At 70.4% G+C, this 26,783-nt stretch carries 23 protein-coding genes; 9 read left to right on the forward strand and 14 right to left on the reverse strand.

The window, feature by feature from the left end:
• Positions 1–384 precede the first annotated feature (384 nt).
• Positions 385–684, reverse strand: a complete 300-nt coding sequence (locus tag OHA11_RS08665; protein ID WP_266493737.1) for a hypothetical protein — start codon at positions 682–684, stop codon at positions 385–387.
• Positions 685–926: 242 nt separating this feature from the next.
• Here OHA11_RS08665 and OHA11_RS08670 point away from each other — a divergent pair, with 242 nt between their 5' ends.
• A complete protein-coding gene (locus OHA11_RS08670; RefSeq protein ID WP_266493738.1) occupies positions 927–2,090 on the forward strand; it encodes a helix-turn-helix transcriptional regulator in 1,164 nt (387 codons plus the stop codon).
• Between the two features lie 12 nt (positions 2,091–2,102).
• On the forward strand, positions 2,103–2,822 hold the full coding sequence (locus OHA11_RS08675; protein WP_266493743.1) for a 5-formyltetrahydrofolate cyclo-ligase: 720 nt from the start codon (positions 2,103–2,105) through the stop codon (positions 2,820–2,822).
• A 162-nt stretch (positions 2,823–2,984) separates the two neighbouring features.
• Here OHA11_RS08675 and OHA11_RS08680 read toward each other — a convergent pair whose 3' ends face one another.
• The 5 genes from OHA11_RS08680 to OHA11_RS08700 all read right to left on the reverse strand — a co-directional run bounded on the left by OHA11_RS08680 (position 2,985) and on the right by OHA11_RS08700 (position 8,033).
• Positions 2,985–5,126: a xanthine dehydrogenase family protein molybdopterin-binding subunit gene (locus tag OHA11_RS08680; protein ID WP_266493744.1), complete on the reverse strand. Its 2,142-nt coding sequence runs from the start codon at positions 5,124–5,126 to the stop codon at positions 2,985–2,987.
• Entirely contained in the window at positions 5,126–6,100 is a 975-nt protein-coding gene (locus tag OHA11_RS08685; RefSeq protein WP_266493746.1) for a xanthine dehydrogenase family protein subunit M, read from the reverse strand. Before OHA11_RS08685 ends, OHA11_RS08680 begins: the two co-directional genes overlap by 1 nt.
• Before the next feature lie 4 nt (positions 6,101–6,104).
• Complete coding sequence (locus tag OHA11_RS08690) at positions 6,105–6,704, reverse strand: (2Fe-2S)-binding protein (RefSeq protein WP_266493749.1); 600 nt, start codon at positions 6,702–6,704, stop codon at positions 6,105–6,107.
• 166 nt (positions 6,705–6,870) lie between these two features.
• Complete coding sequence (locus OHA11_RS08695; protein ID WP_266493751.1) at positions 6,871–7,446, reverse strand: TetR/AcrR family transcriptional regulator; 576 nt, start codon at positions 7,444–7,446, stop codon at positions 6,871–6,873.
• A gap of 101 nt (positions 7,447–7,547) precedes the next feature.
• On the reverse strand, positions 7,548–8,033 hold the full coding sequence (locus OHA11_RS08700; RefSeq protein ID WP_266507041.1) for an NUDIX hydrolase: 486 nt from the start codon (positions 8,031–8,033) through the stop codon (positions 7,548–7,550).
• Positions 8,034–8,103: 70 nt separating this feature from the next.
• Here OHA11_RS08700 and OHA11_RS08705 point away from each other — a divergent pair, with 70 nt between their 5' ends.
• Positions 8,104–8,763, forward strand: coding sequence for a TOPRIM nucleotidyl transferase/hydrolase domain-containing protein (locus tag OHA11_RS08705; RefSeq protein ID WP_266493753.1), 660 nt, complete (start codon positions 8,104–8,106; stop codon positions 8,761–8,763).
• Between the two features lie 41 nt (positions 8,764–8,804).
• Here OHA11_RS08705 and OHA11_RS08710 read toward each other — a convergent pair whose 3' ends face one another.
• The 5 genes from OHA11_RS08710 to OHA11_RS08730 all read right to left on the reverse strand — a co-directional run bounded on the left by OHA11_RS08710 (position 8,805) and on the right by OHA11_RS08730 (position 15,531).
• A complete protein-coding gene (locus OHA11_RS08710; protein WP_266493761.1) occupies positions 8,805–9,974 on the reverse strand; it encodes an XdhC family protein in 1,170 nt (389 codons plus the stop codon).
• Between the two features lie 50 nt (positions 9,975–10,024).
• Entirely contained in the window at positions 10,025–11,482 is a 1,458-nt protein-coding gene (locus OHA11_RS08715; protein WP_266493763.1) for an NCS2 family permease, read from the reverse strand.
• Positions 11,483–11,639: 157 nt separating this feature from the next.
• A complete protein-coding gene (locus OHA11_RS08720) occupies positions 11,640–14,036 on the reverse strand; it encodes a xanthine dehydrogenase family protein molybdopterin-binding subunit (RefSeq protein WP_266493766.1) in 2,397 nt (798 codons plus the stop codon).
• 2 nt (positions 14,037–14,038) lie between these two features.
• A complete protein-coding gene (locus OHA11_RS08725; RefSeq protein WP_266493768.1) occupies positions 14,039–14,641 on the reverse strand; it encodes a (2Fe-2S)-binding protein in 603 nt (200 codons plus the stop codon).
• Positions 14,641–15,531 carry a xanthine dehydrogenase family protein subunit M gene (locus OHA11_RS08730; RefSeq protein WP_266493770.1) on the reverse strand — a complete coding sequence of 297 codons (891 nt, stop codon included), beginning with the start codon at positions 15,529–15,531 and terminating at the stop codon, positions 14,641–14,643. The genes OHA11_RS08725 and OHA11_RS08730 overlap by 1 nt, the downstream gene beginning before the upstream one ends.
• A 405-nt stretch (positions 15,532–15,936) precedes the next feature.
• Between OHA11_RS08730 and OHA11_RS08735 the strand changes: the two genes are divergently transcribed.
• Positions 15,937–17,637 (forward strand): PucR family transcriptional regulator, encoded by a 1,701-nt coding sequence (locus tag OHA11_RS08735; protein WP_266493771.1) that lies wholly within the window; start codon positions 15,937–15,939, stop codon positions 17,635–17,637.
• 164 nt (positions 17,638–17,801) lie between these two features.
• Complete coding sequence (locus tag OHA11_RS08740; RefSeq protein ID WP_266493773.1) at positions 17,802–18,575, forward strand: hypothetical protein; 774 nt, start codon at positions 17,802–17,804, stop codon at positions 18,573–18,575.
• 152 nt (positions 18,576–18,727) lie between these two features.
• On the opposite strand, the gene OHA11_RS08745 is transcribed toward OHA11_RS08740, so the two are convergent.
• The gene (locus OHA11_RS08745) at positions 18,728–19,558 is read right to left on the reverse strand and encodes a GntR family transcriptional regulator (protein ID WP_266507043.1); all 831 of its coding nucleotides are present in this window, start codon (positions 19,556–19,558) and stop codon (positions 18,728–18,730) included.
• A gap of 494 nt (positions 19,559–20,052) precedes the next feature.
• Between OHA11_RS08745 and OHA11_RS08750 the strand changes: the two genes are divergently transcribed.
• Positions 20,053–20,949 carry a (2Fe-2S)-binding protein gene (locus OHA11_RS08750; protein ID WP_266493776.1) on the forward strand — a complete coding sequence of 299 codons (897 nt, stop codon included), beginning with the start codon at positions 20,053–20,055 and terminating at the stop codon, positions 20,947–20,949.
• A gap of 393 nt (positions 20,950–21,342) precedes the next feature.
• Entirely contained in the window at positions 21,343–22,377 is a 1,035-nt protein-coding gene (locus OHA11_RS08755) for a DUF2637 domain-containing protein (RefSeq protein ID WP_266493777.1), read from the forward strand.
• 73 nt (positions 22,378–22,450) lie between these two features.
• Here OHA11_RS08755 and OHA11_RS08760 read toward each other — a convergent pair whose 3' ends face one another.
• Positions 22,451–22,951, reverse strand: coding sequence for an ATP-binding protein (locus tag OHA11_RS08760; protein ID WP_266493780.1), 501 nt, complete (start codon positions 22,949–22,951; stop codon positions 22,451–22,453).
• Between the two features lie 702 nt (positions 22,952–23,653).
• Between OHA11_RS08760 and OHA11_RS08765 the strand changes: the two genes are divergently transcribed.
• Both OHA11_RS08765 and OHA11_RS08770 read left to right on the forward strand, forming a co-directional pair.
• On the forward strand, positions 23,654–23,794 hold the full coding sequence (locus OHA11_RS08765) for a hypothetical protein (protein ID WP_266493782.1): 141 nt from the start codon (positions 23,654–23,656) through the stop codon (positions 23,792–23,794).
• Positions 23,795–23,796: 2 nt separating this feature from the next.
• Positions 23,797–25,038 (forward strand): hypothetical protein, encoded by a 1,242-nt coding sequence (locus OHA11_RS08770; RefSeq protein ID WP_266493785.1) that lies wholly within the window; start codon positions 23,797–23,799, stop codon positions 25,036–25,038.
• 9 nt (positions 25,039–25,047) lie between these two features.
• Here OHA11_RS08770 and OHA11_RS08775 read toward each other — a convergent pair whose 3' ends face one another.
• Entirely contained in the window at positions 25,048–26,649 is a 1,602-nt protein-coding gene (locus tag OHA11_RS08775; protein WP_266493788.1) for a serine/threonine-protein kinase, read from the reverse strand.
• Positions 26,650–26,783 lie beyond the last annotated feature (134 nt).

The raw sequence follows: 26,783 nt of genomic DNA on the forward strand, positions 1-26,783 counted from the left end.
GGGTGGGGCCGGTGGGGTTCGACGACCGCATGGAGCTTGTCGCCTGGCGACCGCCCCGGGGCGAGCGGGGCGGGTTCTGCCGACTGGTCAAGCTGGGCGGCTTTGTCGTCGGGTGGGCCGAGATCGAGGTGCGGTCGGGGGTGGGTGGCTCGCGGGTTGTGTGGCGAGAGGAGTTGGGGGTGCGGGGGGTGCCTCGGGTTTGCGATCCCCTGGTGGGGTGGGTGGCTCGGTGGATGTTCGGGCGGGTGGTGGATCGGCTTCTACGCGGCTCCTGACGGAGCGCTCAGCCAAAGGCCCTGACTCACGTCGTCCACCCGCGCCGAGATCGTCGCCTGTACGGTCGTCTTCATGAGCTGGTCGAAGAGCGCCGTGCGTGCCTGCCCTTCAATCGGCCCTCGGGCTGCCCGGATGCCGTCCGGAAGGATCAGCGGCATCTGCTTCATGGATCGCGATTCCAGAAAGGCCAGGCAGCCGGGCAAAGTGCCAAAGAGACGGCACGATCACATGCTTGACCTCGGCGTTCTTGACTGCCTCGACCAACGTGAAGAAGGCGGACTCGCCGTCAGTGCGGAGCCGTTCGATGAACAGCCGCTCCAGTTCGAAGCCTTCGCGGTAGGCATGCATCGCCAACTCCCGCTGGATTGACTCGGTTTCATCGCCGTCGTCACTTGCGGTGAGCCGCATATACCCGAACATGACAGGCCGCATCCGTTCCTCCTGAGGGACTGGAACGGCTGGCGAGCGGTGGCACGGAGGTCCAGGCCGCTCGCCAACCTGCAAGCCAGATAAGCGGTTTGACCTGTGCCAACACCACAGCAATCGTGCGGCACGGTTGCCGCATCCGTGCGAGATCGCCGGCGCTGGCCTGCACAGATGCCGTGTGCTCGCTACGGTGGCAACTCGCCCCCGCATGGGAGGTATGGGCGATGACAGCGAAACGCGTACGCCTCGCCCGACGCCGGAAGGCGACAGGCTTCACCCAGGAGGGGCTTGCCGAGTTTCTTGGCGTCGAGCGTTCAACGGTAGGTCGGTGGGAAAGCGCCGAGACCGAGCCGCAAGCGTGGTTGCGGCCAAAACTGGCCCGTGCGCTCAAGGTCTCAAGCGAGGAACTTCAAGCGCTCTTCGACGACGTGACTCTCACCCAGAGCCACCCCAGCGAGCGGATGACGTACGCCCTGGAAAACCCGGCCTCTGCCGACCTCATGGTGGTCGCCTATCTCCATGAGCAGCTGCGCAAGGTGGATGAGGCGTACGACCAAGAGGCGTCAACCGCCCTCCTTGGTCGGGCTGGTCAACTGCACGGCCAGGTGCGGTTCCTCCGTGAGAACGCAGTGAACCCTCGTGTCCGTCGCGCGTTGTACGAAGTCGAGGCCGACTCGGCAACGTTCATGGGGCAACTGGTCTGGGACGTCAGTCAGCGCCGCGACCACCGCGCGCCACTCGGGTACTTCAGGGAAGCGGTTGATGCGGCTCGACATGCGCGTGATCCGTCGACCGAGTCGTACGCCACGCTGCGGATGAGCTTCGTCGCGCTCTACGGCGAGAAGAATCCTGTCCTCGGGGTGACGCTCGCGGAGGAGGCAGCCGAGGTCGCCAAGCTGGTGAGCCCGTCGCTCACTGGGCTCAGCCTGCTTCATGTCGCCGAGGGCCATGCAATGACCGGGGCACTTAATGAGTGCGAGGACGCGCTGAGAAGGGCCGAAGCACAGTTCGACCGGGCACACCCGGATGATGTGGCCGCGCCGTACTACACCGTCAACGAATTCAACCGGCTCGCCGGGTCCTGTTACCTGTTCCTCGCCCTCCCGGAGCGGGCCGAACCCATCCTCCGCATGACCTCGCGGGCGCTCGCCTCCAAGAAGAAGAGTCAGGCCATCGTGCTGGGGAACCTGACGCTTGCGCTCATCCGCCAGGGGAAGCTGGATGAGGCAGCGGGCGTCATGCATCACACCATTGATGCCGTCGAGCTGACGCGCGGCGGAGGCGGTCTTAATCTGGCGTTCTCTGCCGGACGAGAACTGCGGCAGTGGCGCGACGAGCCGTGGGCGCAGGAGATCAACGACAGGTTGCTTGCGCTCATGGCCATATAGAACGGGTGGGGCGTGACGGAGATCGACCAAGCCAAGCAAGCCGTACGCGAGCGGGTGTGGCGACGGCTCATTGACGGCGGCGGCGCACCGGCCGACTCGTACGGCAAGATCCCCGGCTTCTACGGAACCGAGGGGACGGCCGAGCAACTGGCCGGGCTGGGGCAGTGGCGACGAGCTGCGACCGTCAAGGCCAACCCCGACTGGGCGCAGCTTCCCGTGCGTGTCCGTGCGCTGAAGGACGGCAAGCGCGTCTACATGGCCGTGCCGAGGATGGCGAGTCCCGAGCCCTTCTACTTGCTCGACCCCGAGACGCTCGACATCTCGCCCGAGGAGGCCGCCGAGAAGAAGGGCGCGGCCCAGGTTGCCCGGCGCGTCGGCGTTGAAGAGGTCGAGCCGATCGACATCGTCGTCTGCGGCAGCGTGGCCGTGAATCGGTCGGGGGCGCGCATCGGCAAGGGTGCCGGGTACTCCGACCTTGAAGTCGCGCTTCTTGTCGAGGCCGGCCTGGTCACCGAGAAGACCGTGATCGTGGCGCCCGTGCATCAGCTCCAGGTCATCGAGGACGACATCCCCGAGACCGAGCACGACTTCTCCGTGGACTACATCGTCACGCCCGACGAGGTGATCCCCTGCCCCAACCGCAGGCGTCCGCGGGGATTGGTGTGGGACGACCTGACGCCCGAGAAGATCGCGGCGATTCCGGTGCTGGCGCGGCGGAGGGCTGCGCGGTAGGCACAGCCCTTCAGCGCTTCAGGCGGCCCCTTCCCGATGGGTCGCTCGTCGTGCACGGGGGCTGCCTGCTTCGGCAAGGCGACCTGTTGCGGAACTTGTGCGCGAGGGGCGGCCCTTGCGGCTGCCGCTCGTGCCGCGGCGTCGTGAGGTCGTCCAGGTAGGTCAAAGTAGTGCTTCAGGGCGGATCGGCAGGTCCGTCAGGCGTTTGCCCGTTGCGTTGAACACCGCGTTGCCGATGGCGGGCGCCACGCCGACGATGGTGATCTCACCGAGTCCCTTCACGCCGATCGGATCGGCCTGTGGGTCCTCGGTGTTGATGAAGGCGGCGTCGAGGTCCGTGATGTCCGCGTTCACTGGCACCAGATAGTCGGCGAGGCTCGCGTTGATGATGCGGCCGTCGCGGTGGTCGGTGACGGTGCCTTCGAGGAGGGCCATTCCGATGCCGCCGACCATGCCGCCGATGGCCTGGCTGTGGGCGAGTTTGGGGCTGATCACCCGTCCTACGTCGTACGCCGCGAAGATTCGTCGTACGCGGACGAGGCCAAGGAGGGGGTCGACGGAGACTTCGGCGAAGACAGCTCCGTAGCCGTAGGTGGAGATCTTCGAATCGGCGTCGCCCGGGCCCCAGTTGCCGGTGATGTCGAGGCTGGGCAGACCGGCGCGGCGCAGGATGTCCCGGTAGCTGTCCCGGGCGCCGGATGTCTCCAGCCGGCCGTCGCGCACCTGGACATCCGCCGGATTCGCGCCGTGGAGAGGCGAGTCGGGGTCCGCCACCGCCCTGCGGATGAACTCCGCCTTCAGCGCGTTGCAGGTGGTGTGCGCGGCCGAGCCCACGCTCGCCATGGTGGTGGCCGCCGCGTGCAGGGGTGCGGTGGGGTAGCTGGAGTCGCCCAGTCTGAAAGTGACCGCCGAGGCGGGCAGCCCCAGGGCGTCCGCGGAGACCTGCATGACCGAGGTGGTGGTGCCGGGGCCCATGTCCGCGCTGGCCGCGAAGACTTCGGCCGTGCCGTCGGCATGGATGCGGGCCCGTGCGCTGCAGTCGCGTCGGTTGTTGTGGTAGCTGGCGGTGGCCATCCCCATGCCGATGAGCAGGTCGCCGTCCGTGCGCGAGCCCGGCTTGGCCTGCCTTCGGGACCAGCCGAAGCGGCGGGCGGCTGTCTCGTAGCACTCTCGCAACTTCCGCGTGGAGAAGGGGAGTTGGGAGACTTCGTCCTGGGTTGGTTCGTTGCGCAGCCTCAACTCGACGGGGTCTACGGCCAGTTCGTGCGCTAGCTGGTCCATCGCGGTTTCCAGGGCGAAGTTGCCGAGCACCACGCCCGGGCCTCGCATGGAGCACGGGGAGTGGACGTCGACGGGCGTGACCCGGTAGGCGGTACGGGTGTTGGGGACGCCGTAGAGGAACTGCGGAAGGTCGGTCAGGCCGTCCGTGTAGGTCTGGTAGCGCGCGTTCTCGATACGGGCCTCGTAGACGAGAGCGCTGACGCGCCCCGCCATGCTGCTGCCGAGGGCCATCCTGTGCCGGCTGGCCGGCCGGAACCCGGTGCCGTAATAGAACTGGCGCCTGGTCAGAACCACCTTGACGGGCCTGTCGACCTCGCGCGCGGTGAACGCGGCCAGGATGACATGGTCGTAGGTCTGGATTCCGCTGCCGAACCCTCCGCCCAGGAACTCGTTGTGCACGCGTACGTCGCCGACGGCGATGCCGAGCGCGCCGGCCACCGTGCGCGCGGCGCCCTGTGACCACTGGGACTTGTCCCAGAGCGTCAGCCGTCCGTCCTGCCACCGGGCGATGGTCGAGGGCAGTTCGATGGGGTTGTGGTTCTCCCGGGCGCTGGTGAGTTCCAGGTCCACCTTCACCTGCGCCGAAGCCAGTGCGCCCGCCGGGTCGCCGCGGCTGTAGTCGGGCTCGTCGGCGGGTGTCTGCGAGGGGATGTCAGGGGCGTCGAAGTCGGTTACCGCGTCCTGCCGTTCGTACGTCGCCTCGACCAGCGAGGCGCCATGGGTCGCCGCCTCCAGGGTCTCCGCGACGACGACCGCGATGGGCTGGCCGTAGAAGGCGATCCGATCGACCGGGTGGGCCAGTCGCAGGCCGCCGAAGTCGGTCAGGACGTGCAGGACGCCCGGGTGGCCGAGCGCCGCGTCCACCGAGATCCGGCTCACCGTGCCGCGGGCCACCGTGCCGTTGACGATCACGCCGTACAACAGGCCTTCGACGCGGTGCTCGGCCGAGTAGGTGGCCGTTCCGGTCACCTTGCGGCGGGCGTCTACGCGGGAGAGCGGCTGCCCGACGGCTGTCGTCGCCATCACTGTCCTCCGATCGTCATGAGCTGGCGGCGTACGGTCCGTTCGACCAGCTTCACCTTGAAGGCGTTCTCGGACAGCGGTACGGCGCCGTCGGCCGCGAGGGCCGCGGCATCCGTCCACGTCCGGCGCCCCGGCCGCTTGCCGACGAGCGCCTCCTCCACCCTGGGCAGCCGCCACGGCACGGTCCCCACACCGCCGACGGCCACCCTGGCGCCCCGCACCACGCCGCCCCTGATGTCCAGCGCCACCGCTGCGGACGCGAGGGCGAACTCGTACGACTGCCTGTCGCGGACCTTCAGGTAACCCGAGCGGCGCGTGTGCGCTCCCGTGGGGACGGTCAGGGAGGTGATGAGTTCGCCCGGCCGGAGCGAGTGCTCGCTCTGGGGCGTGTCCCCGGGGCGGAGGAAGAAGTCCTGGACCGGGATGGAGCGGGTGCCGTCGAGGCCCCGTACCTGGATCACGGCGTCCAGCGCCACGAGGGCAACTGCCAGGTCGGAGGGGTGAGTTGCCACGCAGTGGGTGCTCGTCCCCAGGATCGCCTGCATACGGTTGTCACCGCGGAGGGCATCGCAACCCGAGCCCGGATCACGGCGGTTGCACGCGGAGTGCACGTCCCGGAAGTACGGACAGCGGGGCCGCTGCATGATGTTGCCCCCGATGGAGGCCATGTTGCGCAGCTGGGCCGAGGCGCTGAGTTCGAGGGCCTGCGAGAGGACGGGGTACGTGGCGCGCACCTCCGGATGCGCGGCGAGCTCACTCATCCGGACCAGGGAACCGACGTGCAGCCCCTGTCGGGTGACGGTGATGTCCTTGTACGGCAGCCCGTTGATGTCGACCACGTGCGCGGGGCGCTCGACGGTCTCCCGCATGAGGTCGACCAGTGTGGTCCCGCCGGCGACGTAACGGCCGTCGCGGGCACCGGCGTTGAGCGCGGCGGTGACGGTGGAGACTCGGCTGAAGGCGAAGGGGTGCACGCGGTCATGCCTCCTTGGCTGTCTGCTCGATGGCGGAGACGATGTTCGTGTACGCCCCGCACCGGCACAGGTTGCCGCTCATCCACTCGCGGATCTCCTCCCGGGAGCCGGTGTGGCCCTCGGCGATACAGGCGACGCCCGACATGACCTGCCCCGGCGTGCAGTAGCCGCACTGAAGGCCGTCGTGGTCGATGAACGCCTGTTGCAGCGGGTGCAGTTGCTCGCCCCGGGCGAGCCCCTCGATCGTGGTGACGCGCGCGCCCTGGTGCATCACGGCGAGGGTGAGACAGGCGTTCACCCTCCGGTCGTCCACGAGCACCGTGCAGGCTCCGCAGGCGCCCTGGTCGCAGCCCTTCTTCGTGCCGGGGAGGTCCAGGTGCTCGCGGAGGAGGTCGAGGAGTGAGGTGCGGTTGTCGACCTGGGCGGTGCGCTGCTCGCCGTTGACCGTCAGACGGACGGTGGAGAGCCGGTCGGCCGGCGCGGGTGTGGTTGTGGATGTGGGCAGGCGATCCGAGGTCAGCAGGGGTAGACCGGCCGCCGCTGTCGACGCCGCGACGAAGGTTCGTCGTTTGAGCGTGGTTGCCTCGTCGAACGTTTCCGACATGCGTGATGCACCCTCCCGGTCGAACACGTGGCATGTGATGACACCTGGTGTCATCGTAACAGTGATGACACCAGGTGTCATGGGTGACGAGAGCGACAAGGAGAGGCGCGGCTGTACCGGTAGCTGTAGCCGTACCTGCGGCCGTACCTGCGGCTGTATCTGTGGCTTACGGGGCGAGCGGGGCCGCGACCGCGGCCCTGAGCTCCTCCACGGATTCACGCAGCAGGACGTACAGGTCCTGTGTCTCCGGACCCTCGATCCAGCATTCGCGCGCGGCTCTCCATGCGGCGGCACCCGCCGCGGCGGTCAGGAAGGCGGCCCGCGGCGCGACACCGCGCTCGCACAACGCCTCGGTCACGGCCGCACTGGTCGCGGCGAACTTGGCCTGCTCTCGTTCCCGAAGCTCCGGGTTGGCCACGATGACGGCCCGGCGACGCCGGGCGCGCGCATGCCCCGTGTTCACCATGTCCACAGCGGCGCCGTACCCCTCCAGGACGACGGCGAGCGGCGAGAGGTCGGCCGGTGCGGCGGCCATGGCGTCGACGATCACCTCATGAATCCGGGCCGAGAGCGGGAACAGCACCTCGCGCTTGTCGGGGAAGTGACGGAAGAACGTCCGCTTCGTCAGACCGGCCCGCTCGGCGATCTCGGCGACCGTGGTGTCCTCGAAGCCGCGCTCCTCGTACAACTCAAGCGCGGCTCGCGACAGTCGGCCCGCTGCGTCCGGCATCCATCGACCCATGTCACTCATCCTAGTGATGACACTCAATGTCATCGGATATACGGCGATGGCGCGTGGGCCTGTTGGCGCACTGCGGGTGGGGACGGCGGCTGGAGGTTCCCTCACAGCTCCGCGTACCTCGTGAAGGCCTCCCGGCTGTCCGAGACGAACGGCCAGCGGTGCAACGCCTCTCGGAAGTCGGTCTCCGGTAGCCAGTCGTGCCAGGCGATCTCCGTCGGGTCCGGTGTCGTGCCGCCGACTATCACGGCCTCGTGCACCGCCATCCAGTACGGGCTGATCTCTCCCCGGCAGAGGTACTTGAAGGCGAAGCGGACCGTGGTCGTTGTTCCTAGTTCCTCTCTCAGTTCGCGGGTCGCGGCCTCCTCGTAGGACTCCCCCACTTCGACGGCGCCGCCCAGCAGCCAGTTGTACCGGCCGGGGAAGCGTGCCGCACTTTCCGGTCTCCGGTGTACGAGGATGCGGCCCTGGGTGTCGCGGCATACGACCGTCGCCACTCGGTGCAGCCAGCCGCGGCGGATGGCTTCGCCCCGGTCGACGATGTCGAGTACTCGGTCGTGCTCGTCCACGCGTTCCACCGGCTCGCCCATGACAGTCATGGAGCTCACCATGTCAAAAGTCCGTGGAGTGTTTCCGTGCCGAGTTGCGAGACTGGGACTCATGAGCGACATGGAGAGATTCCGTCGGGCCGTCGTCGAGTGGGCGGCCGGCGGGGTGGGGGCCTCGGCGGCCGGTGAAGCCGCGCGGGAGCTGGCCGTCGGCGTCGGGCTGCGTACCGTCGTGCTCGTCGAAGGAGGCAGCGATCAGGTCGCGGTCGAGGCGTTGGCCTCGCGGCGTGGTCGGGATCTGGACAGTGAGGGTGTGTCGGTCGTGCCGCTCGGGGGTGCGACCAGCGTCGGCAGGTTCGTGGATCTGTGTGGGCCTCAGGGACTTGGCGTGCGGCTCGCCGGCCTGTGCGACGTCGGAGAGGAGCGGTTCTTCCGGCGGGCGTTGGAGCGGGCCGGGCTCGGGTCCGACATCCCGCCCGAGGGGCTGGAAGCGTTTGGTTTCTACGTGTGCGACGTGGATCTGGAGGATGAGTTGATCCGGGCCCTGGGCGCCGGCGTCGTGCAGCGAGTTGTGGTTGATCAGGGGGAGTCCCGGCCGTTCCGTACCTTCCAGAACCAGCCCGCTCAGCGGGAGCGGACCGTGGAGCAGCAGTTGCGGAGGTTCCTGGGGACGCACAGTGGTCGCAAGGCCCAGTACGCGCGCGAGATGGTCGAGAGTCTCGATCTGGAGCGGACGCCTCGGCCGTTGGATCGTCTTCTTGCCCACGTCTGACGCCCGTCGCCTCGACGACGACCGGCGGGCGCGTGCGCGCGTCAGGCCACCGAGCCGATTCGGGTCGTGGGTGTCGGTGTCGGTGTCGGTGTCGGCGGCATGTCGTGGTGGATTGGTGTGTGGGCGCCTGTCAGGGAGACGCCGGTGCCTCCTCGTCTGTTCGCGACGATCTCAGCGGCGATGGACAGGGCCGTCTCCTCGGGCGTACGGGCTCCCAGGTCGAGCCCGATCGGGGAGCGCAAGCGGGCCAACTCCGGCTCGGTGACGCCTACTTCGCGGAGGCGTTCGTTGCGGTCCAGGTGGGTGCGGCGGGAGCCCATCGCGCCCACGTATGCGACGGGGAGGCGCAGCGCCAGGTGGAGGAGGGGTACGTCGAACTTGGCGTCGTGGGTCAGGACGCACAGGACCGTGCGGGCGTCCACCTGGGTGCGCTCCAGGTAGCGGTGTGGCCAGTCGACCACGATCTCGTCGGCCTCCGGGAAGCGGGCCGATGTCGCGAAGACCGGGCGGGCGTCGCACACCGTGACGTGGTAGTTCAGGAACTTGCCGACGCGGACCAGGGCGGAGGCGAAGTCGATCGCGCCGAAGACGATCATCCGGGGTGGCGGGACCGACGACTCGACCAGAAGTGTGAGCGGTGCTCCGCAACGAGAGCCCTGCTCTCCGATTTCCAGGGTGCCCGTGCGGCCCGCGTCCAGGAAGGCGCGTGCCTCCGCTGTCACTGTGCGGTCCAGTTCGGGATGTGCGCCGAATCCGCCCTCGTACGAGCCGTCGGGGTGGGTCAGGAGGGCGCGGCCCAGGAGTTCCGTGGGTCCGGACACTATGCGGGCCAGCGCCGCCGCCTCCCCGCGTACGGCTACGGAGAGCGCTGCGGCGAAGACGTCCCGGGCGGGGTCCGTGGCGCGTACCGGCGTTACCAGGATGTCGATGATTCCGCCGCAGGTCAGGCCCACGGCGAACGCGTCCTCGTCGTTGTAGCCGAAGCGTTCGAGGACCGGTTTCCCGTCCGCCAACGCCTGTTGGCACAGCTCGTACACCGCGCCCTCCACACAGCCGCCGGAGACAGAGCCGATCGCTGTGCCGTCGGTGTCCACCGCGAGGGCGGCGCCCGGCTGGCGGGGCGCGCTGCCACCGACGGCCACCACGGTGGCCACGGCGAAGTCACGTCCCTGCTCGACCCACCGGTGCAGCTCTTCGGCGATGTCCAGCATGTCTCGTTCTCCTAACGGCCGATGTGCGGAGGGGCGTTGATGCTAAGCGTCTAGTGCACGCCCATCCAGTTCTCGATCGGGTTCAGGGCGAAGAAGACGAGGAAGATCGCCGTCAGGCCCCACATGAACGCCCCGATCTCCCGGGCCTTGCCCTGTGCGGCCTTGATGGCAACGTAGCTGATGACTCCGGCCGCCACGCCCGCGGTGATGGAGTACGTGAACGGCATGATCACGACCGTCAGGAAAACCGGGATCGCGGTGGCGCGGTCGGCCCAGTCCACGTGCCGGGCGTTCGTCATCATCATCGCGCCGATCACCACCAGGGCCGCGGCCGCGACCTCACCCGGCACGATCGCCGTCAGCGGGGTGAAGAACAGGCAGGCCGCGAAGAACAGGCCCGTGACGACGGAGGAGAGGCCGGTGCGGGCGCCTTCGCCGACTCCCGTGGCGGACTCCACGAACACCGTCTGGCCGGAGGCGCCCGAGACGCCGCCGATCGCGCCGCCCGCGCCGTCGATGAACAGTGCCTTGGACAGGCCGGGCATCCTGCCCTTGTCGTCGGCCAGTTCGGCCTCGGTGCCAACGCCGATGATGGTGGCCATCGCGTCGAAGAACCCGGCGAGGACCAGGGTGAAGACGATCATGCCTACCGTCATCGCGCCTACCTGGCCCCAGCCGCCGAACTCCACGTCTCCGAAGATCGAGAAGTCCGGCATGGACACCGCGCTGCCGTGCAGCTCGGGCGCGCCGCTGGCCCACTGCCTGGGGTCGATGACGTCGAAGGCGTTGAGGACGACCGCGAGGAGCGTGCCGCTGACGATGCCGAGGAGGATCGCGCCGGGGACGCCCCGGGCCTGGAGCATGAAGATCAGCAGGAGCGTCGCGGCGAAGAGCAGCACCGGCCAGCCGGCGAGTTCGCCGGTCGCACCGAGGGAGAGCGGTGTCGCCTTGCCCTGGTGGACGAAGCCCGCCTTCACCAGGCCGATCAGGGCGACGAACAGGCCGATGCCCATCGTGATCGCGTGCTTCAGTGCGAGGGGGATCGCGTTCATGATCATCTCGCGCAGGCCGGTGACCACCAGGAGCATGATCACTACGCCGTACATCACGCACATGCCCATGGCCTGCGGCCAGGTCATCTGGGGCGCGACCTGCGAGGAGAGGACGCCGGAGACGGAGAGTCCGGCGGCCAGGGCGAGCGGCACCTTGCCGAAGAAGCCCATCAGGAGTGTGCTGAAGGCCGCCGCGAACGCCGTAGCGGTGATCAGTGCCTGCTGGCCGAGCGTGTTCCCCGCCGCGTCCTTGCCGGACAGGATCAGCGGGTTGAGCAGCAGGATGTACGCCATCGCCATGAAGGTGGTGACGCCGCCGCGCACCTCGCGCGCGACCGAGCTTCCTCGCTGGGATATGTGAAAGTACCGGTCGAGCCAGGACCTGCCGGCCGGGATACGGGTTCCTTCGCCCGCGTCTTCGGCCGTGGTCCTGGGCTCCAGTGACTGCTGGGTCATGCTGCCGTCTCCCAAGGTTCATAGGGGCACCCGCGCCGTGCCTTCCGCTTGCGCGGGGTTTGGGATGTGCACGACCCGGGGGACGGCCCGAGGCGAACAAGGGGGGATCGGGGGACGAAGTCCCCCTGGAGGAACTCTTCTTCCAGCCTCCGGAGGGCTACGTTCCGGTGAGGTGCTCCGGACGTACCGGTGTGCGGTTGAGCTCCAGGCCCGTCGCGTTCCGAATTGCCGCTAGCACGGCCGGAGTCGACGACAGGGTCGGTGCCTCGCCGACGCCGCGGAGCCCGTACGGCGCGTGGTCGTCGGCGAGTTCGAGCACGTCGACGGGGATGGTCGGCGTGTCGAGGATCGTGGGGATGAGGTAGTCGGTGAAGGAGGGGTTCCTGACCTTCGCCGTCTTCGGGTCGACGATGATCTCCTCCATCACCGCGATGCCCAGGCCCTGGGTCGTACCGCCCTGGATCTGGCCGATGACGGACAGCGGGTTGAGTGCCTTGCCGACGTCCTGGGCGCAGGCCAGCTCGATGACCTTCACCAGGCCCAGTTCGGTGTCCACCTCGACGACCGCGCGGTGGGCGGCGAAGGAGTACTGGACGTGGCCGAAGCCCTGGCCGGTACGGAGGTCGAAGGCCTCGGTCGGCCGGTGCCGCCACTCCTCCTCGACCTCTACGGATTCGTTCTCCAGGACGTCCACCAAGTCGGCCAGTACCTCGCCGCCGTCGGTGACGACCTTGCCGCCCTCCAGGAGCAGCTCGGCGGTGGCCCAGGCGGGGTGGTACGTACCGAACTTGCGGCGGCCGATCTCCAGGACCTTCTCGCGGACCAGCTCGCAGGAGTTCTTGACGGCGCCGCCGGTGACGTACGTCTGGCGGGACGCGGAGGTCGAACCGGCCGAGCCCACCTGTGTGTCCGCGGGGTGGATCGTCACCTGGGCGACGCCCAGCTCGGTGCGGGCGATCTGCGCGTGGACGGTGACGCCGCCCTGGCCGACCTCCGCCATCGCGGTGTGGACGGTGGCCACCGGTTCGCCGCCGACGACTTCCATGCGGACCTTGGCCGTCGAGTAGTCGTCGAAGCCCTCGGAGAAGCCGACGTTCTTGATGCCGACCGCGTAGCCGACGCCGCGTACGACGCCTTCGCCGTGGGTGGTGTTGGAGAGGCCGCCCGGCAGCTGGCGGATGTCCGCCGCCTCGCCGGCCGCGAGCCACTGCTGCTCCGGCGGCATGGGCATCGCCTTGACGCGGCGCAGGAGTTCGGCGACCGGGGCCGGGGAGTCGACCCGCTGGCCGGTCGGCATGATCGTGCCCTGCGACATCGCGTTCAGCCGGCGGAACTCGACGCGGTCCATGCCCACCTTGTCGGCGAGCTTGTCCATCTGCGCCTCGTAGGCGAAGCACGCCTGGACCGCGCCGAAGCCGCGCATGGCGCCGCAGGGCGGGTTGTTGGAGTAGAGCGCCATCGCCTCGATGTCGACGTCTTCGAGTACGTACGGGCCGACCGACAGGGATGCCGCGTTGCCGACCACCGCCGGGGAGGCCGACGCGTACGCGCCGCCGTCCAGGACGATGCGGCACTTCATGTGCGTGAGCTTGCCGTCCTTGGTGGCCCCGTGCTCGTAGTAGAGCTTCGCGGGGTGGCGGTGGACGTGGCCGAAAAACGACTCGAAGCGGTTGTAGACGATCTTGACGGGCTTGCCCGTGCGCAGTGCCAGGAGACAGGCGTGGATCTGCATCGACAGGTCCTCGCGGCCGCCGAACGCGCCGCCGACGCCGGAGAGCGTCATCCGGACCTTGTCCTCGGGCAGGCCGAGGACCGGGGCGATCTGGCGGAGGTCCGAGTGCAGCCACTGGGTGGCGATGTAGAGGTCGACGCCGCCGTCCTCGGCCGGGACCGCGAGGCCCGACTCCGGGCCGAGGAACGCCTGGTCCTGCATGCCGAAGGTGTACTCGCCCTCGACGATGACGTCCGCGCGTTCCCGAGCGGATGCCACGTCTCCGCGAATGACCGGCTGGCGGTGCAGGATGTTCGGGTGCGGGACGTGGCCGAAGTGGTGGTCGTCGCGGCCCTCGTGGATGAGGATCGCGTCCGGCGCGGTCGCGGACAACTCATCGGTGATGACCGGGAGTTCACGGTACTCGACCTTGATCTTGGCGGCTGCGCGGCGCGCGGTCTCCGGGTGGTCGGCGGCGACGATCGCGACCGGCTCGCCGTGGTGGCGTACCTTGCCGTGCGCGAGGACCGGGGTGTCCTGGATCTCCAGGCCGTAGTTCTTCACGTCGGTCGGCAGGTCGTCGTACGTCATGACGGCGTAGACGCCGGGCGTCGCGAGGGCCTCACCGGTGTCGATGGAGACGATCTCGGCGTGCGCGACCGGGGACCGCAGGATCTGGCCCCACAGCATGTCCTCGTGCCACATGTCGGAGGAGTACGCGAACTCGCCGGTGACCTTGAGGATGCCGTCCGGGCGGTGGGTGGACTCGCCGATGCCGCCCTTGGTCCGGGAACCCTGGGTGACCTTGGTGGGAGTGCCTAGGGGAGCGCTTTTGCCGGGCATGGTCAGACCGCCTCTCCCTGCCGGGCGGCCGCCAGGCGGACCGCGTCCATGATCTTCTCGTAGCCGGTGCAGCGGCAGAGGTTGCCCGACAACGCCTCGCGGATGTCCCCGTCGCTCGGGGTCGGGTTGCGCTCCAGCATCTCGTCGGCGGCGACCAGCAGGCCGGGCGTGCAGAATCCGCACTGGACGGCGCCGGCGTCGATGAACGCCTGCTGGATCGGGGAGAGTTCGGCATCCCCGCCCGTCTGGGAGTCCGAAGGCCTGGCCTCCCATTGTTTCGCCGCGTCCAGGGGCGTACCGCAGGATCCGGAGCCTGTGGAGCCTCCGGAGGCGCAACTCCCGTGCTCCGCACGCTGTTTGGCGAAGTCGGCGAGGCCCTCGACCGTGACCACCTCGCGGCCCTCGACCTGGCCGGCCGCGACCAGACACGAACACACCGGTACGCCGTCGAGGCGGACCGTGCAGGAGCCGCACTCGCCCTGCTCGCAGGCGTTCTTGGAACCGGGCAGGCCCATGCGCTCGCGCAGGACGTAGAGCAGGCTCTCGCCCTCCCAGACGTCGTCGGCTTCCTGCGGACGGCCGTTGACCGTGAAATTGACGCGCATTACGCGACTCCCTCCGTGCGGGCGGCGGTGCCGCGGTACGACTCCCAGGTCCAGGTCAGCGTGCGGCGGGCCATGATGCCGACCGCGTGGCGGCGGTAGCTCGCCGTGCCCCGGACGTCGTCGATCGGGCTGCAGGCGGCCGAGCACAGCTCCGCGAACTGCTTGGCGACCGACGGGGTGATGATCCTGCCGTTGTCCCAGAAGCCGCCCTCTTCGAGCGCCGCGTTCAGGAACTCCTCGGCCGCCTTGGCCCGTACGGGTGTGGGCGCGGCCGAGCCGATGCCGGTGCGGACCGTGCGGGTGGCGGGGTGCAGGGCCAGGCCGAAGGCGCAGACCGCGATCACCATGGCGTTGCGGGTGCCGACCTTCGAGAACTGCTGCGGGCCGTCGGCCTTCTTGATGTGGACGGCCCTGATGAGCTCGTCGGGAGCGAGCGCGTTGCGCTTCACGCCGGTGTAGAACTCGTCGATCGGGATCAGCCGCGTGCCTCGTACGGACTGGGCCTCGACCTCGGCACCTGCCGCGAGGAGGGCGGGGTGGGCGTCACCTGCCGGGGAGGCGGTGCCGAGGTTGCCGCCGACGCCGCCACGGTTGCGGATCTGCGGGGAGGCCACCGTGTGGGAGGCCAGGGCCAGGCCGGGCAGCTCGCCGCGCAGCCGCTCCATGATCGCCGTGTACGGGACCGAGGCACCGAGCCGGACGGACTCCTCGCCGACCTCCCACTCGTCCAGCTCGCCGATGCGGTTCAGGTCCAGCAGGTACTCGGGCCTGCGGTGGTCGAAGTTGATCTCGACCATCACATCGGTGCCACCCGCAATCGGCACAGCGGTGGGGTGCTCGGCCTTCGCGGCGAGCGCCTCCTCCCAGCTGGCGGGGCGAAGGAAGTCCATGACCGGCTCTCTTCTTCGTCTCGTGGATGGTTCTGTTCAAGCCAGATCGGGTGCGGCGGGCCCGGCTCGTTCATGAGTTGTTCACGTGGGTTGACATCAGTACACAGTGCCGTCCGGCACACGGGTCAGTCACGGAAACCATGAAGGAGTTGGCTGGCCAGGGTGCGCATCTTGTAGATTCGTATGAACGGAGGTCATCAGTAACCCCGCCGTCTTCCTTTGGAAGCATTGAGCACAGCCCTCTGAAAGCATCGAACACCGTCCTCCGGACCCCTCGGGGCCTTCGGGCCTTTCGGACCCGCTCTGCCGAGCCCGGGGACCCCGTGTGGCGGGCCCCGCTCTCCGGCCCCGTCAGGGACCATCCAGATCCATCGTAGATTTCGAGACAGAACGGCGGCGACGAGAATGCGGCTGCGCGCACTGCTGGACACGGACGCGCTGGGCCTGCGGCTGCTCGGTGGCGAGGACGAGCTGGACCGCACGGTCCGTGGCGTGATGACCACGGACCTGCGGGACCCGAGCCGCTATCTCTCGGGCGGCGAGCTGGTCCTCACCGGGCTCGCCTGGCGCCGCGACGCCACCGACTCCGAGCCCTTCGTACGCATCCTCACGGGCGCCGGGGTGACCGCGCTGGCCGCGGGCGAGGCCGAGCTGGGCCGCGTGCCGGAGGACCTGGTGGCGGCGTGTGCGCGGCACCGGCTGCCGTTGTTCGCCGTCAACGAGTCGGTGGCCTTCGCGACGATCACCGAGCACGTCGTACGGCAGGTGTCGGGCGAGCGCGCCGGGGATCTGGCGGCCGTGGTGGACCGGCACCGCCGGATGATGACCTCGGGTCCCGCGGGCGGCGGCCCGGACGTGGTCCTCGACCTGCTCGGTTCCGACCTGGATCTGCGGGCCTGGGTGCTCTCCCCCGCCGGGCGCCTCATCGCGGGCTCGCACCTCGCCGAGCCGGGGCTGCCGTCCGGGGTGTGCGCGGCGCTGGCCGGCGAGCACCTGGCGGCGGTCCGTACCGGGCGGCGCGGTCCGCACCGGGTGGCGGTGGGCGGCACGACGTACTCGCTCTTCCCGGTCCGCAGCACCGTCCGGGGCACGGCGGGCGCGGCAGGCACCACGGGCACGGCAGGCGTGCGGGACGTCCGCGAGACCGTCCTGTCGGACTGGCTGCTCGCGGTCGAGGCCGACGCCGGGGACTGGCCGGCGGAGCGGCTCGACCTGCTGGAGGGCGTGACCCAGCTGATCTCCGTCGAGCGGGACCGGCGGGACGCGGCGCGCACCGTGCGGCGGCGGCTCGCGCAGGAGGTCCTGGAGCTGGTGCAGACCGGTGCCGCGCCCGGCGAGATCGCGGCCCGGCTGCGGGTCGCGGCGCCCGTACTGCTGCCGGGGCTCGGCGCGGCCCCGCACTGGCAGGTCGTGGTCGCCCGGGTCGAGTGGGACGGCGGGGAGATCGAGGGCGGCCCGGTGGCCCAGTCACTCCTGGAGGAGATCCTCGTCGACCCGCTGTCGGCGGGCCCCGAGCCGTCCGACCGCATCGCGGTAGCCCACACGGGTGACGAGGCCATCGCGCTCGTGCCGCTCCCCGCGGTTTCCTCGGAGCACGACGGCTCGGAAGCCGGGCTGCACGCGGACACACTGCTGGAGGCCGTACGCGATCCGCTGTCGGCGGGCCTCGACGACGACGGGCGGCTCACGCTCGGCGTCAGCGCCTGCGTGCACTCGGCGGAGGGGCTGCGCGGCGCCCTGGAAGAGGCCAGGCACGCGCGCCGGGTCGCCGCGGCGCGGCCCGGCCGGGTGTGCGCGGCCGGGCACCAGGAGCTGGCGTCCCACGTCCTGCTCCTGCCCTTCGTGCCCGACGACGTGCGTCGCGCCTTCACCGCGCGGCTCCTCGATCCCCTCCGCGAGTACGACCGGCGCCACCGGGCCGAGCTGATCCCGACCCTGGAGGCGTTCCTCGACTGCGACGGCTCCTGGACCCGCTGCGCGGCCCGTCTGCACCTGCACGTCAACACGCTGCGCTACCGGGTGGGACGCATCGAGCAGTTGACGAGTCGCGATCTTTCGCGGCTGGAGGACAAGCTGGACTTCTTCCTCGCATTGCGGATGAGCTGAGGTCACAAGGGTGCCGGGCGGGTGGCGCCAAGTGTCCACGCCGCCGCACCGCTTGTCCCACGACTTTGTGAAATCCTTCACCCACCCCCTTGGCCGGGCGAGCGGATTCGTGCTGAGATGCCGCCACCACTCAACAGCTCAATGGCGTGCTCGGGGAGGGCAACGTGGCGCATACCGCCATGTCTGGTTCCGGAACCACTGCAGGGGACGATCCACTCCAGACCGCGGTGTGGCGGCTTCGCTCACGGGCCTGCTGGGCCGACGCGGCCGCGCTCCTCGAACCGCGCACCGCGCCGGCCGCGCTCCAGCGGGCCTCGCTCCTCGTCGAGCGGTGCCTCTACACCGAGCAGGGGTGGGCGGAGGCGGAGGACGCGCTGCGTACGGCGGAGGCACTGGCCCAGTCCGACGACGAGCGGGGCGCCGCCGCCTGCGAGCGCGGGCAGCTCGCGTACGCGTCCACGCTGCTCGCCGTGCGCGACCGGGCCGACGAGGCACGGGCCGCGCTCGGCCGCGCCGCCGCGCTGATCGCACCCGGCGCTCCGGGCCGGGCCCTGCTCGACTTCCGGCGCGGGCTGCTCGCCGAGAACCTCGCCCGGTCCCCGCAGTCCGCGCGCGCCGCCTACCGCCGCGCCCACGCCGGTGCCACCGCCCAGGACGACTCCCTCCTGCTGTCGTTCACCTGGCGCCACCTCGCCGGACTCGCCCTGCGCGACGGCGAGTTGACGGAGGCCAGGCACGGCTTCGGCGAATCCCTGCGCATCCGGGAGGAGTTGGGCTACCTGGTGGGTACGGCTCCGGCGCTGGCGTCACTGGCCGACGCGGAGACCGAGCCGGAGGCCTCCCGCCTACGGGCCGAGGCGGGACGGCTGTTCCGCCTCCTGGGCGGCGTACCCACCTGGCTGGCGGACCAGCTGAACCCACCGGCGGCAACGGCCTAGGGACTTGAGTGACCTGAGCCCCGCGCCCCGAGTCGCAATGGGGCGCGGGGCTGTGACATGTGCGGCTCCGCCGCGTGGGCGCGACCAGCCCTCACGCACCCGCGCACGGAACACAATCCGGCGGCAGCCACAGGACACACCCCGGCGAGCGCTCACATACTGACGAAGTGCTCCCGCAACAGCGCTTCAACCGCCGAGTGGTCCTCGGCGGACAGCGCGTCCAGCAGGGCAATGTGCTGCGCCGCGTCCGCCATCAGTTCGAGGCGGTCGCGCGCGGTGGGGCTGCCGCCGAGGGGCCACTGCGCCCGCCGGTGGAGTTCGTCCGCGATGCGGACGAGCTGCTCGTTGCCCGCGAGGCCGAGGAGCGCCCGATGGAAGTCGCGATCGGCCTCGGCGTACGTCGCCCGGCAGCCGGCGGCCGCCGCCCGGGCCGTCTCCTCCGCGAGGGGGCGCATGTCGTCCCAGTGGTCGGCCGGCAGCGTGCGGGCCAGGCGCAACAGCACGGGCGCCTCGATCAGCCCGCGGATCTCGGCGAGTTCGGCCAGCTCGCGGGCGCCGCGCTGGACGACGCGGAAGCCCCGGTTCGGTACGACCTCCACGGCGCCCTCGACGGCGAGCTGCTGCATGGCCTCGCGCACGGGGGTCGCCGAGACGCCGAAGCTCTCGCCGAGCGCGGGGGCGGAGTAGACCTCACCGGGAGCGAGTTCGCCGCTCACGAGGGCGGCCCGCAGTGCGTCGAGGATCTGGCCGCGGACGGACGCCCGCTGGATCACGGGGCGGGTGGCCGGGGGCACGGCGGGCGTACGGGCCGCGGGGACGCCCCGATCGCCCCGGTCGCCCCGATCGCCGGGTGTGTCGAAGCCCCGGTGCGTGGCAGGGCCGGGGGCGGGGGCGGCACGGCCTCCGGAGCCACCTCGGGCCGCGGCTCCCGGCGCATCCGCCGAGGCCGGGAGCCCATCCCGCGTCACCCTCGGCTGCGGGATCGGGGTCTCACTGTGCGTGTGCTCCCCGCGAGCCGCGTGCTCGACGGGGGCGGGCGCAGGTGCGGATGCGGGTGCGGGTGCGGGACCGGGGGCGGAAGCAGGAGCTGAAGCCGCGCCGACAGGTGCGGCGGCATCCCGCGGGACGCCTTCGCCGTACGCCCGGCCCGCCACCCCGTTGGCCCGGCGCTCCCTGCCCTCCCGACCGTCCCTGTCCTCCCGGCCCTCCCGGCCCTCGTCCGCCGCTCGGGCCTGCGCCTGCGCGGGTACCCGTGGCGCCGCCGACCCAGGGTCGGTTTCCGAAGGGTCTCCTGCGGATGCGGAGCCGTACGCCTCGCGCGAACCGGCCTTCTCCACGGGAGCCTCCTCCAGAACGGGCGGTGGTGGTGAGTATTTCGGGCGGGGTACGGAGCGACCCCGACAGAACAGGGTAAACCTCGACCCTATCGGGTAAGGTAAGCCTAACCTGCAACTGAACACGGAACGGGGTCCCTTGCATGTCCGCTCCCGCCCCGGCCGAGACCCCGCCCGGCGCAGAGGTGCACCCGGTCGGCTCGGCCCTCACAGCGGCGTACGCGCGGATGACCGAGGTACTCCCGGCCCTGGGTGTCACAGAGCTCGCGCCGGACGAAGCGGCCCCGACGGGCGGCGGGAGGATCGCCGTCGCCGGGCTCGCGGAAGGCGGCGCCGACCTCGACGCGTTCCTCGCGTGGGACGACGCACAGGTGCTCAGGGACCACGGACGGCGGGCCCGCCCGGACGTCATCGCCACCTTCGGCCTGCACCGATACGCCTGGCCGGCCTGTCTGCTGATCACGGTGCCGTGGTTTCTGCTGCGCCGGGTCCCCCGCTTTCCCGTGGAGCACGTCACCTTCCAGCGCATGCCCGGCCGTATCGCCGTACGCGTCGGCGAGTTCGCCTGTCTGCCGGACGACCCGGCGGCCGCGCTGCCCGGCGCCCGTGTCGTCCGCGACGAGGAGGCCCTGCGCGCGGCGGCACGGTCCGCCGTGGCCGAGCACCTGGAACCGCTCCTCCGCGCGTTCGGGCCACGGACGCGCCGCCGGGGCCACGCCCTGTGGGGCATGGCGACGGACGAGGTCGTCGAGAGTCTCTGGTACGTCGCCGGTCTCCTGGGCGAGCAGCGGCGCGCGCGGGACGAGCTGGAGCGGCTGTTTCCCGGCACGACCATGCCGTACGTCGGCACGGCCGCGTTCCGCGAGGTGACCGGTCCGAACGGCGAGTGCCTGTCCACGCGCGACCGGGCGAGCTGCTGCTTCTACTACACGCTCGACGCCGAGGACACCTGCGCCAACTGCCCGCGCAACTCGGAGGCGGTCCGCATCGCGAAGCTGACGGCGGAGGCGTCCGCAGCGGCGGAGGCGGCAACGGGCTGAGGCTGCGACAGCGAGCTGACGCGGCGGCAAGCGAGCTGACGCGGAGACATCGGAATGACACCGTGACCATGGACCGAGTCGAACCGAGTCCGCGTCACATAAGATCAACTCGCCACAGCACCAGGCACCTTGGTCACGCCCCGGCAGCACCTTTGGTTACGGTCGATTCACAGAATCCTCACTTGCCGCAAGAACTTTCCGTGGAACCACCCGTAAGGGTAATCTAACTCGAACTCAACTCCCGCTCCTCACGCGGCAGTTCGAGCAGAATGCCGTCCTCGCGCATACCCTTGCACTCCCTTGGCGGCCTCTTGCCCCGAAACCCTCTGAGGACGCACGGGATTGGGCCACTATGACGGGCGTTACGCCCTATCCCAATGCAAGGGACCCCAGATGAGACTGACCGACATATCGCTGAACTGGCTGCTTCCCGGCGCCGTGCTGCTCCTGGGCCTGCTGGCGGCGGTTGCGGTGCTCGCGCGTGGAAAGCGCGCCGGGGAGAAGACCCACGCCGACGACTCGTGGGAGCGCACCGAAGAGCGCCGCAGGCGCAAGGAGGCCGTCTACGGCACCGCCTCCTACGTACTGCTCTTCTGCTGTGCCGCGGTCGCTGCCGCGCTCTCCTTCCACGGACTGGTCGGCTTCGGCGAGCAGAACCTGAACCTCTCCGGCGGCTGGCAGTACCTGGTGCCGTTCGGCCTGGACGGCGCGGCCATGTTCTGCTCCGTCCTCGCGGTGCGCGAGGCCAGCCACGGTGACGCGGCGCTCGGCTCCCGGATACTCGTGTGGACGTTCGCGGCCGCCGCCGCCTGGTTCAACTGGGTGCACGCCCCCAGGGGCCTCGACCACGCGGGTGCCCCCCACTTCTTCGCCGGCATGTCCCTGTCCGCCGCCGTCCTCTTCGACCGCGCGCTGAAGCAGACCCGCCGTGCCGCGCTGCGCGAGCAGGGCCTGGTGCCCCGGCCGCTGCCGCAGATCCGGATCGTACGGTGGCTGCGTGCCCCGCGTGAGACCTACGGCGCCTGGTCGCTGATGCTGCTCGAGAACGTGCGCAGCCTGGACGAGGCGGTCGAGGAAGTCCGTGAGGACAAGCGGGAGAAGGAGCAGAACCGCCTGCGTCGGCGCGACCAGGAGAAGCTGGACCGTGCCCGCATCAAGGCGATCACCCGCGGCCACCGCGGAATGATCGGCCGCGGTGGCCGTCAGGCGGAACTCCAGCCGGCCCAAGCGGCCACCCAGGTCGCCGCGGAGCCTGCCATATCAACGCCGGAACTACCCGCCCGCGCCGCCCGGCCCTCGTTGCAGCCCGTCCGCCGAGGGACTGAGTCCTCGACGGTCGATCTCACCGCGGAGGACGACACAATGGCGCTCCCCCGACTCGACTCCCTCGAGCGCAAGCTGAAGGACCTGGAGCAGCAGTTCGGCTGATCCGGACCGAGGCCGCCCGAGGCCTCAACTCTGGACGGGGGCACGGCAGTTCATGCCGTGCCCCCGTCCAGTTTCAGGTCGCCGCCCCGTCCAGTTCGAACCACACCGCCTTCCCCACCCCGTGCACCCGTACCCCCCACGCGTCCGCGAGGGACTGCACCAGGATCAGGCCTCTGCCGTGCGTACCGTCGTCGGCGTTCGGTACCCGCAGTCTCGGCCTGTGTGCCACGAAGTCCCGTACTTCCACCCGGAGTCCGCGCGGGCCGACCGTGGCAGTCAGCAGTGCGTCGTAGTTGGTGTGTATGAGGGCGTTGGTGACGAGTTCGCTGGTCAGCAGCTCCGCTATCTCGGATCGTCCGGGCCGCCCCCAGGGGGCGAGCAGGTCCCGCAGCGCCCTGCGGACCTGCGGCACCGCCCGTAGGTCGCAGCGCCCGAGCCTCAGCCTGAGCTGTGGAAAGCCGTGCTGGTCGGTCGCTCCGTCCGCCGCGCCCTCCGCCGTCTTGGTCGTCTTCACCGTCTTCGCCGAGAAGGCCCCGGATACCACGGGACCGCCTCCTCGTGCCTGCCTCTTCATGACCCCCGCCCGCGTGCCGATGTCGGTTCCCCTCCTGCTCGAACACGTTCACGGAATGCATGCCCCGGAATGGAACATGACAGTCATGTCGATTTCTCAACCACCCCTGAGACGCCCGCGGGTGCCCCGCCGCCGGCCGGGACGGCCACGGGACGAACCACCCCGCCCGAGCCTTCGGAGGAGCCGCCACACATGCCGGGCCGGACCCCGGTGGACGGACGCCTGGCATCCGCCGGGGCAGGAGATGCCGTACGACGCTTCGGGACGCTCCGGGTGGTCCCCGGCAAGGGCCCTACCCACGCGACAGCGTGGTCCACGCCTCCTCACACGCGATGAGACAGGCCCGTACATCCGCCCATGGGGTGACAGCCTGCCCGTCGGTGCGGCACGCTGTCGCGCCTACAGTCCCGGGTGCCGTGCCGACCACTCGCGATGGGCCCAACTGCCCATACCCCACTGCCGTTACGGCCGTACTCGGCGAAGCCGCGTGGCGGGTGGGCCGCGGCGGCGAAGCACGGCCGGTCGCGCGCGGCCCGGCGGCGGCGACGGGCCGCGGACCGGCGTGCGGCGCGTCTTCGGGGGCCGGGCGCCGTCACCCTGACACTCGTCAGGACCCGTCGCCCGTCTCTCTTCCTAGGGTTCGAGTTGCCTCACGGGCCGTGCCGCCGGGGGCCTCACCGACGAAGGGCAGAGACAGCTTCCATGCATCCGCTCCGTTCCATTCTCGCCTCCACGGCGGCCGACCGCGCGCCGGCCAACGGGATCACGCTCGCCGAACCCGTCCGGCCCGCGCAGGCCTCGGCCGACGAATGCACCCAGATCAACGGAGTCGACCGGTGGTAGACATGCAGGTTTCCCGGGGGGACACACGCAGCACGCACCGCACCGCTCGCCTGCGCGGAACGGTCGGGCACAAGGCAAGAACACTTCTCGCGTCCGCCGCCGCGCTGCTGGTCCTGAGCACCGGCGCGGCCACCCCGGCCGGCGCCGCCGCGCAGGCGCCCACCGCCCAAGCGCGCGCCGTCCAGGTACCCGACGGCGTCACCGCCGGGGTCGCCGTCTTCGACCGGCAGACGGGGACCTTCACCGAACAGCTCAACTCCGCAACGCAGTTCAGGTCCGCCTCGGTCGTCAAGCTGCTGCTGACCCTGGACTTCCTGTGGAACCGCGGGCCGTCCTACTCCATCCCGGCCGCCGACCGGGCCCGGCTGGAGCCCATGCTGCGCAGCAGCGACGACGACGCGGCCAGCTACTATTGGTCTACGTACGGCGGTTCGGCGATCATCAACCGGATGGCCCGCCTGCTCGACCTGACCGACACCGCCCCACCGCCTGCCGGTTCGGAGGGCTACTGGGGCTACACGGCCCTGTCGGCCCGCGACATCGTGAAGATCTACCGCTACCTCCTCGATACTGCGCCGGCGCCCGTGCGCGAGTTCGTCATGGGCAACCTGCGCCAGTCCACGCGTTGCGCCTCCACGGACGCCTTCGACCAGCACTTCGGCATCGTCGGCGCGTTCGACCGCCCCTGGGCCGTGAAGCAGGGCTGGGCGGGCTCCTCGTTCCCGGAGGGCACGTGCTCCTCGGAGAGCGCGGCGACGGCGAAGACGACCACCGCCCAGCGGGCCACCGCCGCGGAGAGCCGTGCCGCGGCGGACGTGAACCTCACCCTCCCGGCGCTGCACACCACCGGCACCGTCGGCGCGGGCGACCGCACCATCGTGGCCGTCCTGACGCTCCACCCGGCCGGCACGTCGTACGGCAAGGCGTACACCGACATCGGCCGGCTGACCCGCTCCCTGAACGTGCCCGGCGGGGTACGGCCCTCGGGGAAGTGGTACGGGACCTGGAGCGAGCACGTGAACGTCCGCAGGGACCCGTCCACCGCCAACCCCCGGATGACCCAACTGCCCGCCGGGGTCGAGGTGTTGGTGGGCTGCCAGAAGAAGGGCCAGACCGTCAGCGTGCCGCCCTACACCAACGAGTGGTGGGCGTATCTGCCCCAGTACGGCGGCTATATCTCCAACATCTACATCAACTCGCCCGACAACCGGCTGCCGGACGTACCGGACTGCGCCGGGTCGTAGTCGCCGCGATCAGGGAGAGAGTTCGGGAGTCGGGACCCTGCGGACGGCTGGGGCCCGGCTCACCTGTTCGTACTCGGCGAGATAGCTCATCACCTTCTCCACGTGGGGCAGCACGCGCTCGGGGACACCGCGCTCCTCGATGACCGTACGGTCACTCGTGCGGTAGCCGGCCACGACGAGCTTGACGAGGTCCTTCTCCGGCAGCCCGGCCTCCTTGAAACGCTGGTCGAGCCAGCACACGTACAGGCTCATGGTCGAGATCGCGTCCGGCGGCGACATGTAGTCCTTGTCGCCGTCGCCGTCCCCGTCCACGGCCCAGGCGCGGAACACCGAGGGCGTCCACATCGCGATGCCGAACTCCTCGGAGCCCGGGCGGGCCGCCTTCGCGTCGAACCCGCTCTCCGCCTTGAGCATGGCGGCGAGCACGATGGGGGTGATCTCCTTGTCGGTACAGCGGTGGGCGGCCTTCACGATGACCGGGCGCAGTGCCTCGGGCACGTCGGAGGCCAGTGGTATCTCGCCCGCGGCCACCGCCACCGGACTGGGGGTGCCCGTGGCTGCGGCCGTGGCCGTGGCCGTGGGGGATGCGCCGCGGCCACCCGCGTCGTCGGCACCGCCGTTCCCCCGCAGCAGGAGCGCGCCGGTCACGGCGGCGGCCACCGCCGTGACACCCGCGACGACCGGCACCAGCCGCCGGCGACGGCGGCGGGGCACACCGGAGAGCTCGTCGACGCGGGCCTTGAGGACGTCGGCGGTGTACTGGAGACGCGTGGTGTGGTCCGCCGACAGGCAGTCCGCGATCAGCCGGCGCCTGCTCTCTTCGATCCCTGCCTCCAGTCGCAGTGGTGCGCTCCCCCGTGCGTAGGCCTGGGCGGCGAGGGAGCGGGCCCTGGCGGTGGCCCCCGGGAACGGGTGCAGCCCGCCCGTGAGCACCTGGTGGGCGAGGACGCCGAACGCCCAGATGTCGGCGGTCGGGCGGACGACCGTGCCCCGGGAGTCGGTGCGCTGCGACCACCACTCGGGCGGCAGGTGGTCGAGGGTGCCGAGCGGAGGCATGTGGGCGTGGGTGCCATCCAGTTCGGCGGCGACCCCGAAGTCCGCGAGCCACACCTCGCCGTCCCCACTCAACAGGATGTTGGCCGGTTTCAGATCCCCGTGCACCCAGCCGGCGCCGTGCATGTGCGCGAGACCGGCGGCCACCGAGCGCAGGACACGATCCGCGTCGGGGATCGGGCGCCCGACCGAGGTGGCGTCCAGCACGTCCAGCAGGCTGCGCTCGGCACGGTCCATGACGAGGGCGATCGCCCCGTCCAGATCGGGGTGGTCCGGCGCCTCGACGGTGCACACGGCATGGGTCCGTACGAGGTTGGGGTGGTCCGCCTCCTGGCTGAACCGCACTTCGCGCTGGACGAGTTCACCGAGGGCGGTCCGCTGTCCGGGAGCCAGGGCGTCGGTGCGCAGCACCTTCACCGCGACCGGGGTGCCGTCGGCGACGGAGCGGGCCTCGTGGACGGTGCCCCAGGCGCCGGATCCGATGAGTGCGCCGAGTTCCCAGCCGTCGATACGAAAGCCGACGGGAAGGTGCGGCGAAGGGTCGGTGCGGGGGGTCATGCGGGGCCTTCTTCGAAGGGCGGAGACGGGAGGAAGCCAGCCGCGCTGGACGGTGGTGGACCGGGACGTCCGGGCGCGCCTAGGGGGCTTCTGATGGATCTCCGTGGGGAAGGAGCGGCGTTCGGTGCGTTCTC

The organism is Streptomyces sp. NBC_00878 (assembly GCF_026341515.1).
In the GTDB taxonomy this organism is placed as follows: Bacteria; Actinomycetota; Actinomycetes; order Streptomycetales; family Streptomycetaceae; genus Streptomyces.

Coding starts and splice junctions, on each gene's coding strand:
- OHA11_RS08715 (WP_266493763.1), bottom strand. CDS start 11,482: ATGACCCAGCAGTCACTGGAGCCCAGGACCACGGCCGAAGACGCGGGC.
- OHA11_RS08705 (WP_266493753.1), top strand. CDS start 8,104: ATGAGCGACATGGAGAGATTCCGTCGGGCCGTCGTCGAGTGGGCGGCC.
- OHA11_RS08760 (WP_266493780.1), bottom strand. CDS start 22,951: ATGAAGAGGCAGGCACGAGGAGGCGGTCCCGTGGTATCCGGGGCCTTC.
- OHA11_RS08710 (WP_266493761.1), bottom strand. CDS start 9,974: ATGCTGGACATCGCCGAAGAGCTGCACCGGTGGGTCGAGCAGGGACGT.
- OHA11_RS08670 (WP_266493738.1), top strand. CDS start 927: ATGACAGCGAAACGCGTACGCCTCGCCCGACGCCGGAAGGCGACAGGC.
- OHA11_RS08755 (WP_266493777.1), top strand. CDS start 21,343: ATGAGACTGACCGACATATCGCTGAACTGGCTGCTTCCCGGCGCCGTG.
- OHA11_RS08750 (WP_266493776.1), top strand. CDS start 20,053: ATGTCCGCTCCCGCCCCGGCCGAGACCCCGCCCGGCGCAGAGGTGCAC.
- OHA11_RS08735 (WP_266493771.1), top strand. CDS start 15,937: ATGCGGCTGCGCGCACTGCTGGACACGGACGCGCTGGGCCTGCGGCTG.
- OHA11_RS08775 (WP_266493788.1), bottom strand. CDS start 26,649: ATGACCCCCCGCACCGACCCTTCGCCGCACCTTCCCGTCGGCTTTCGT.
- OHA11_RS08730 (WP_266493770.1), bottom strand. CDS start 15,531: ATGGACTTCCTTCGCCCCGCCAGCTGGGAGGAGGCGCTCGCCGCGAAG.
- OHA11_RS08695 (WP_266493751.1), bottom strand. CDS start 7,446: ATGGGTCGATGGATGCCGGACGCAGCGGGCCGACTGTCGCGAGCCGCG.
- OHA11_RS08700 (WP_266507041.1), bottom strand. CDS start 8,033: ATGGGCGAGCCGGTGGAACGCGTGGACGAGCACGACCGAGTACTCGAC.
- OHA11_RS08690 (WP_266493749.1), bottom strand. CDS start 6,704: ATGTCGGAAACGTTCGACGAGGCAACCACGCTCAAACGACGAACCTTC.
- OHA11_RS08680 (WP_266493744.1), bottom strand. CDS start 5,126: ATGGCGACGACAGCCGTCGGGCAGCCGCTCTCCCGCGTAGACGCCCGC.
- OHA11_RS08720 (WP_266493766.1), bottom strand. CDS start 14,036: ATGCCCGGCAAAAGCGCTCCCCTAGGCACTCCCACCAAGGTCACCCAG.
- OHA11_RS08770 (WP_266493785.1), top strand. CDS start 23,797: ATGCAGGTTTCCCGGGGGGACACACGCAGCACGCACCGCACCGCTCGC.
- OHA11_RS08765 (WP_266493782.1), top strand. CDS start 23,654: ATGCATCCGCTCCGTTCCATTCTCGCCTCCACGGCGGCCGACCGCGCG.
- OHA11_RS08665 (WP_266493737.1), bottom strand. CDS start 684: ATGCGGCTCACCGCAAGTGACGACGGCGATGAAACCGAGTCAATCCAG.
- OHA11_RS08725 (WP_266493768.1), bottom strand. CDS start 14,641: ATGCGCGTCAATTTCACGGTCAACGGCCGTCCGCAGGAAGCCGACGAC.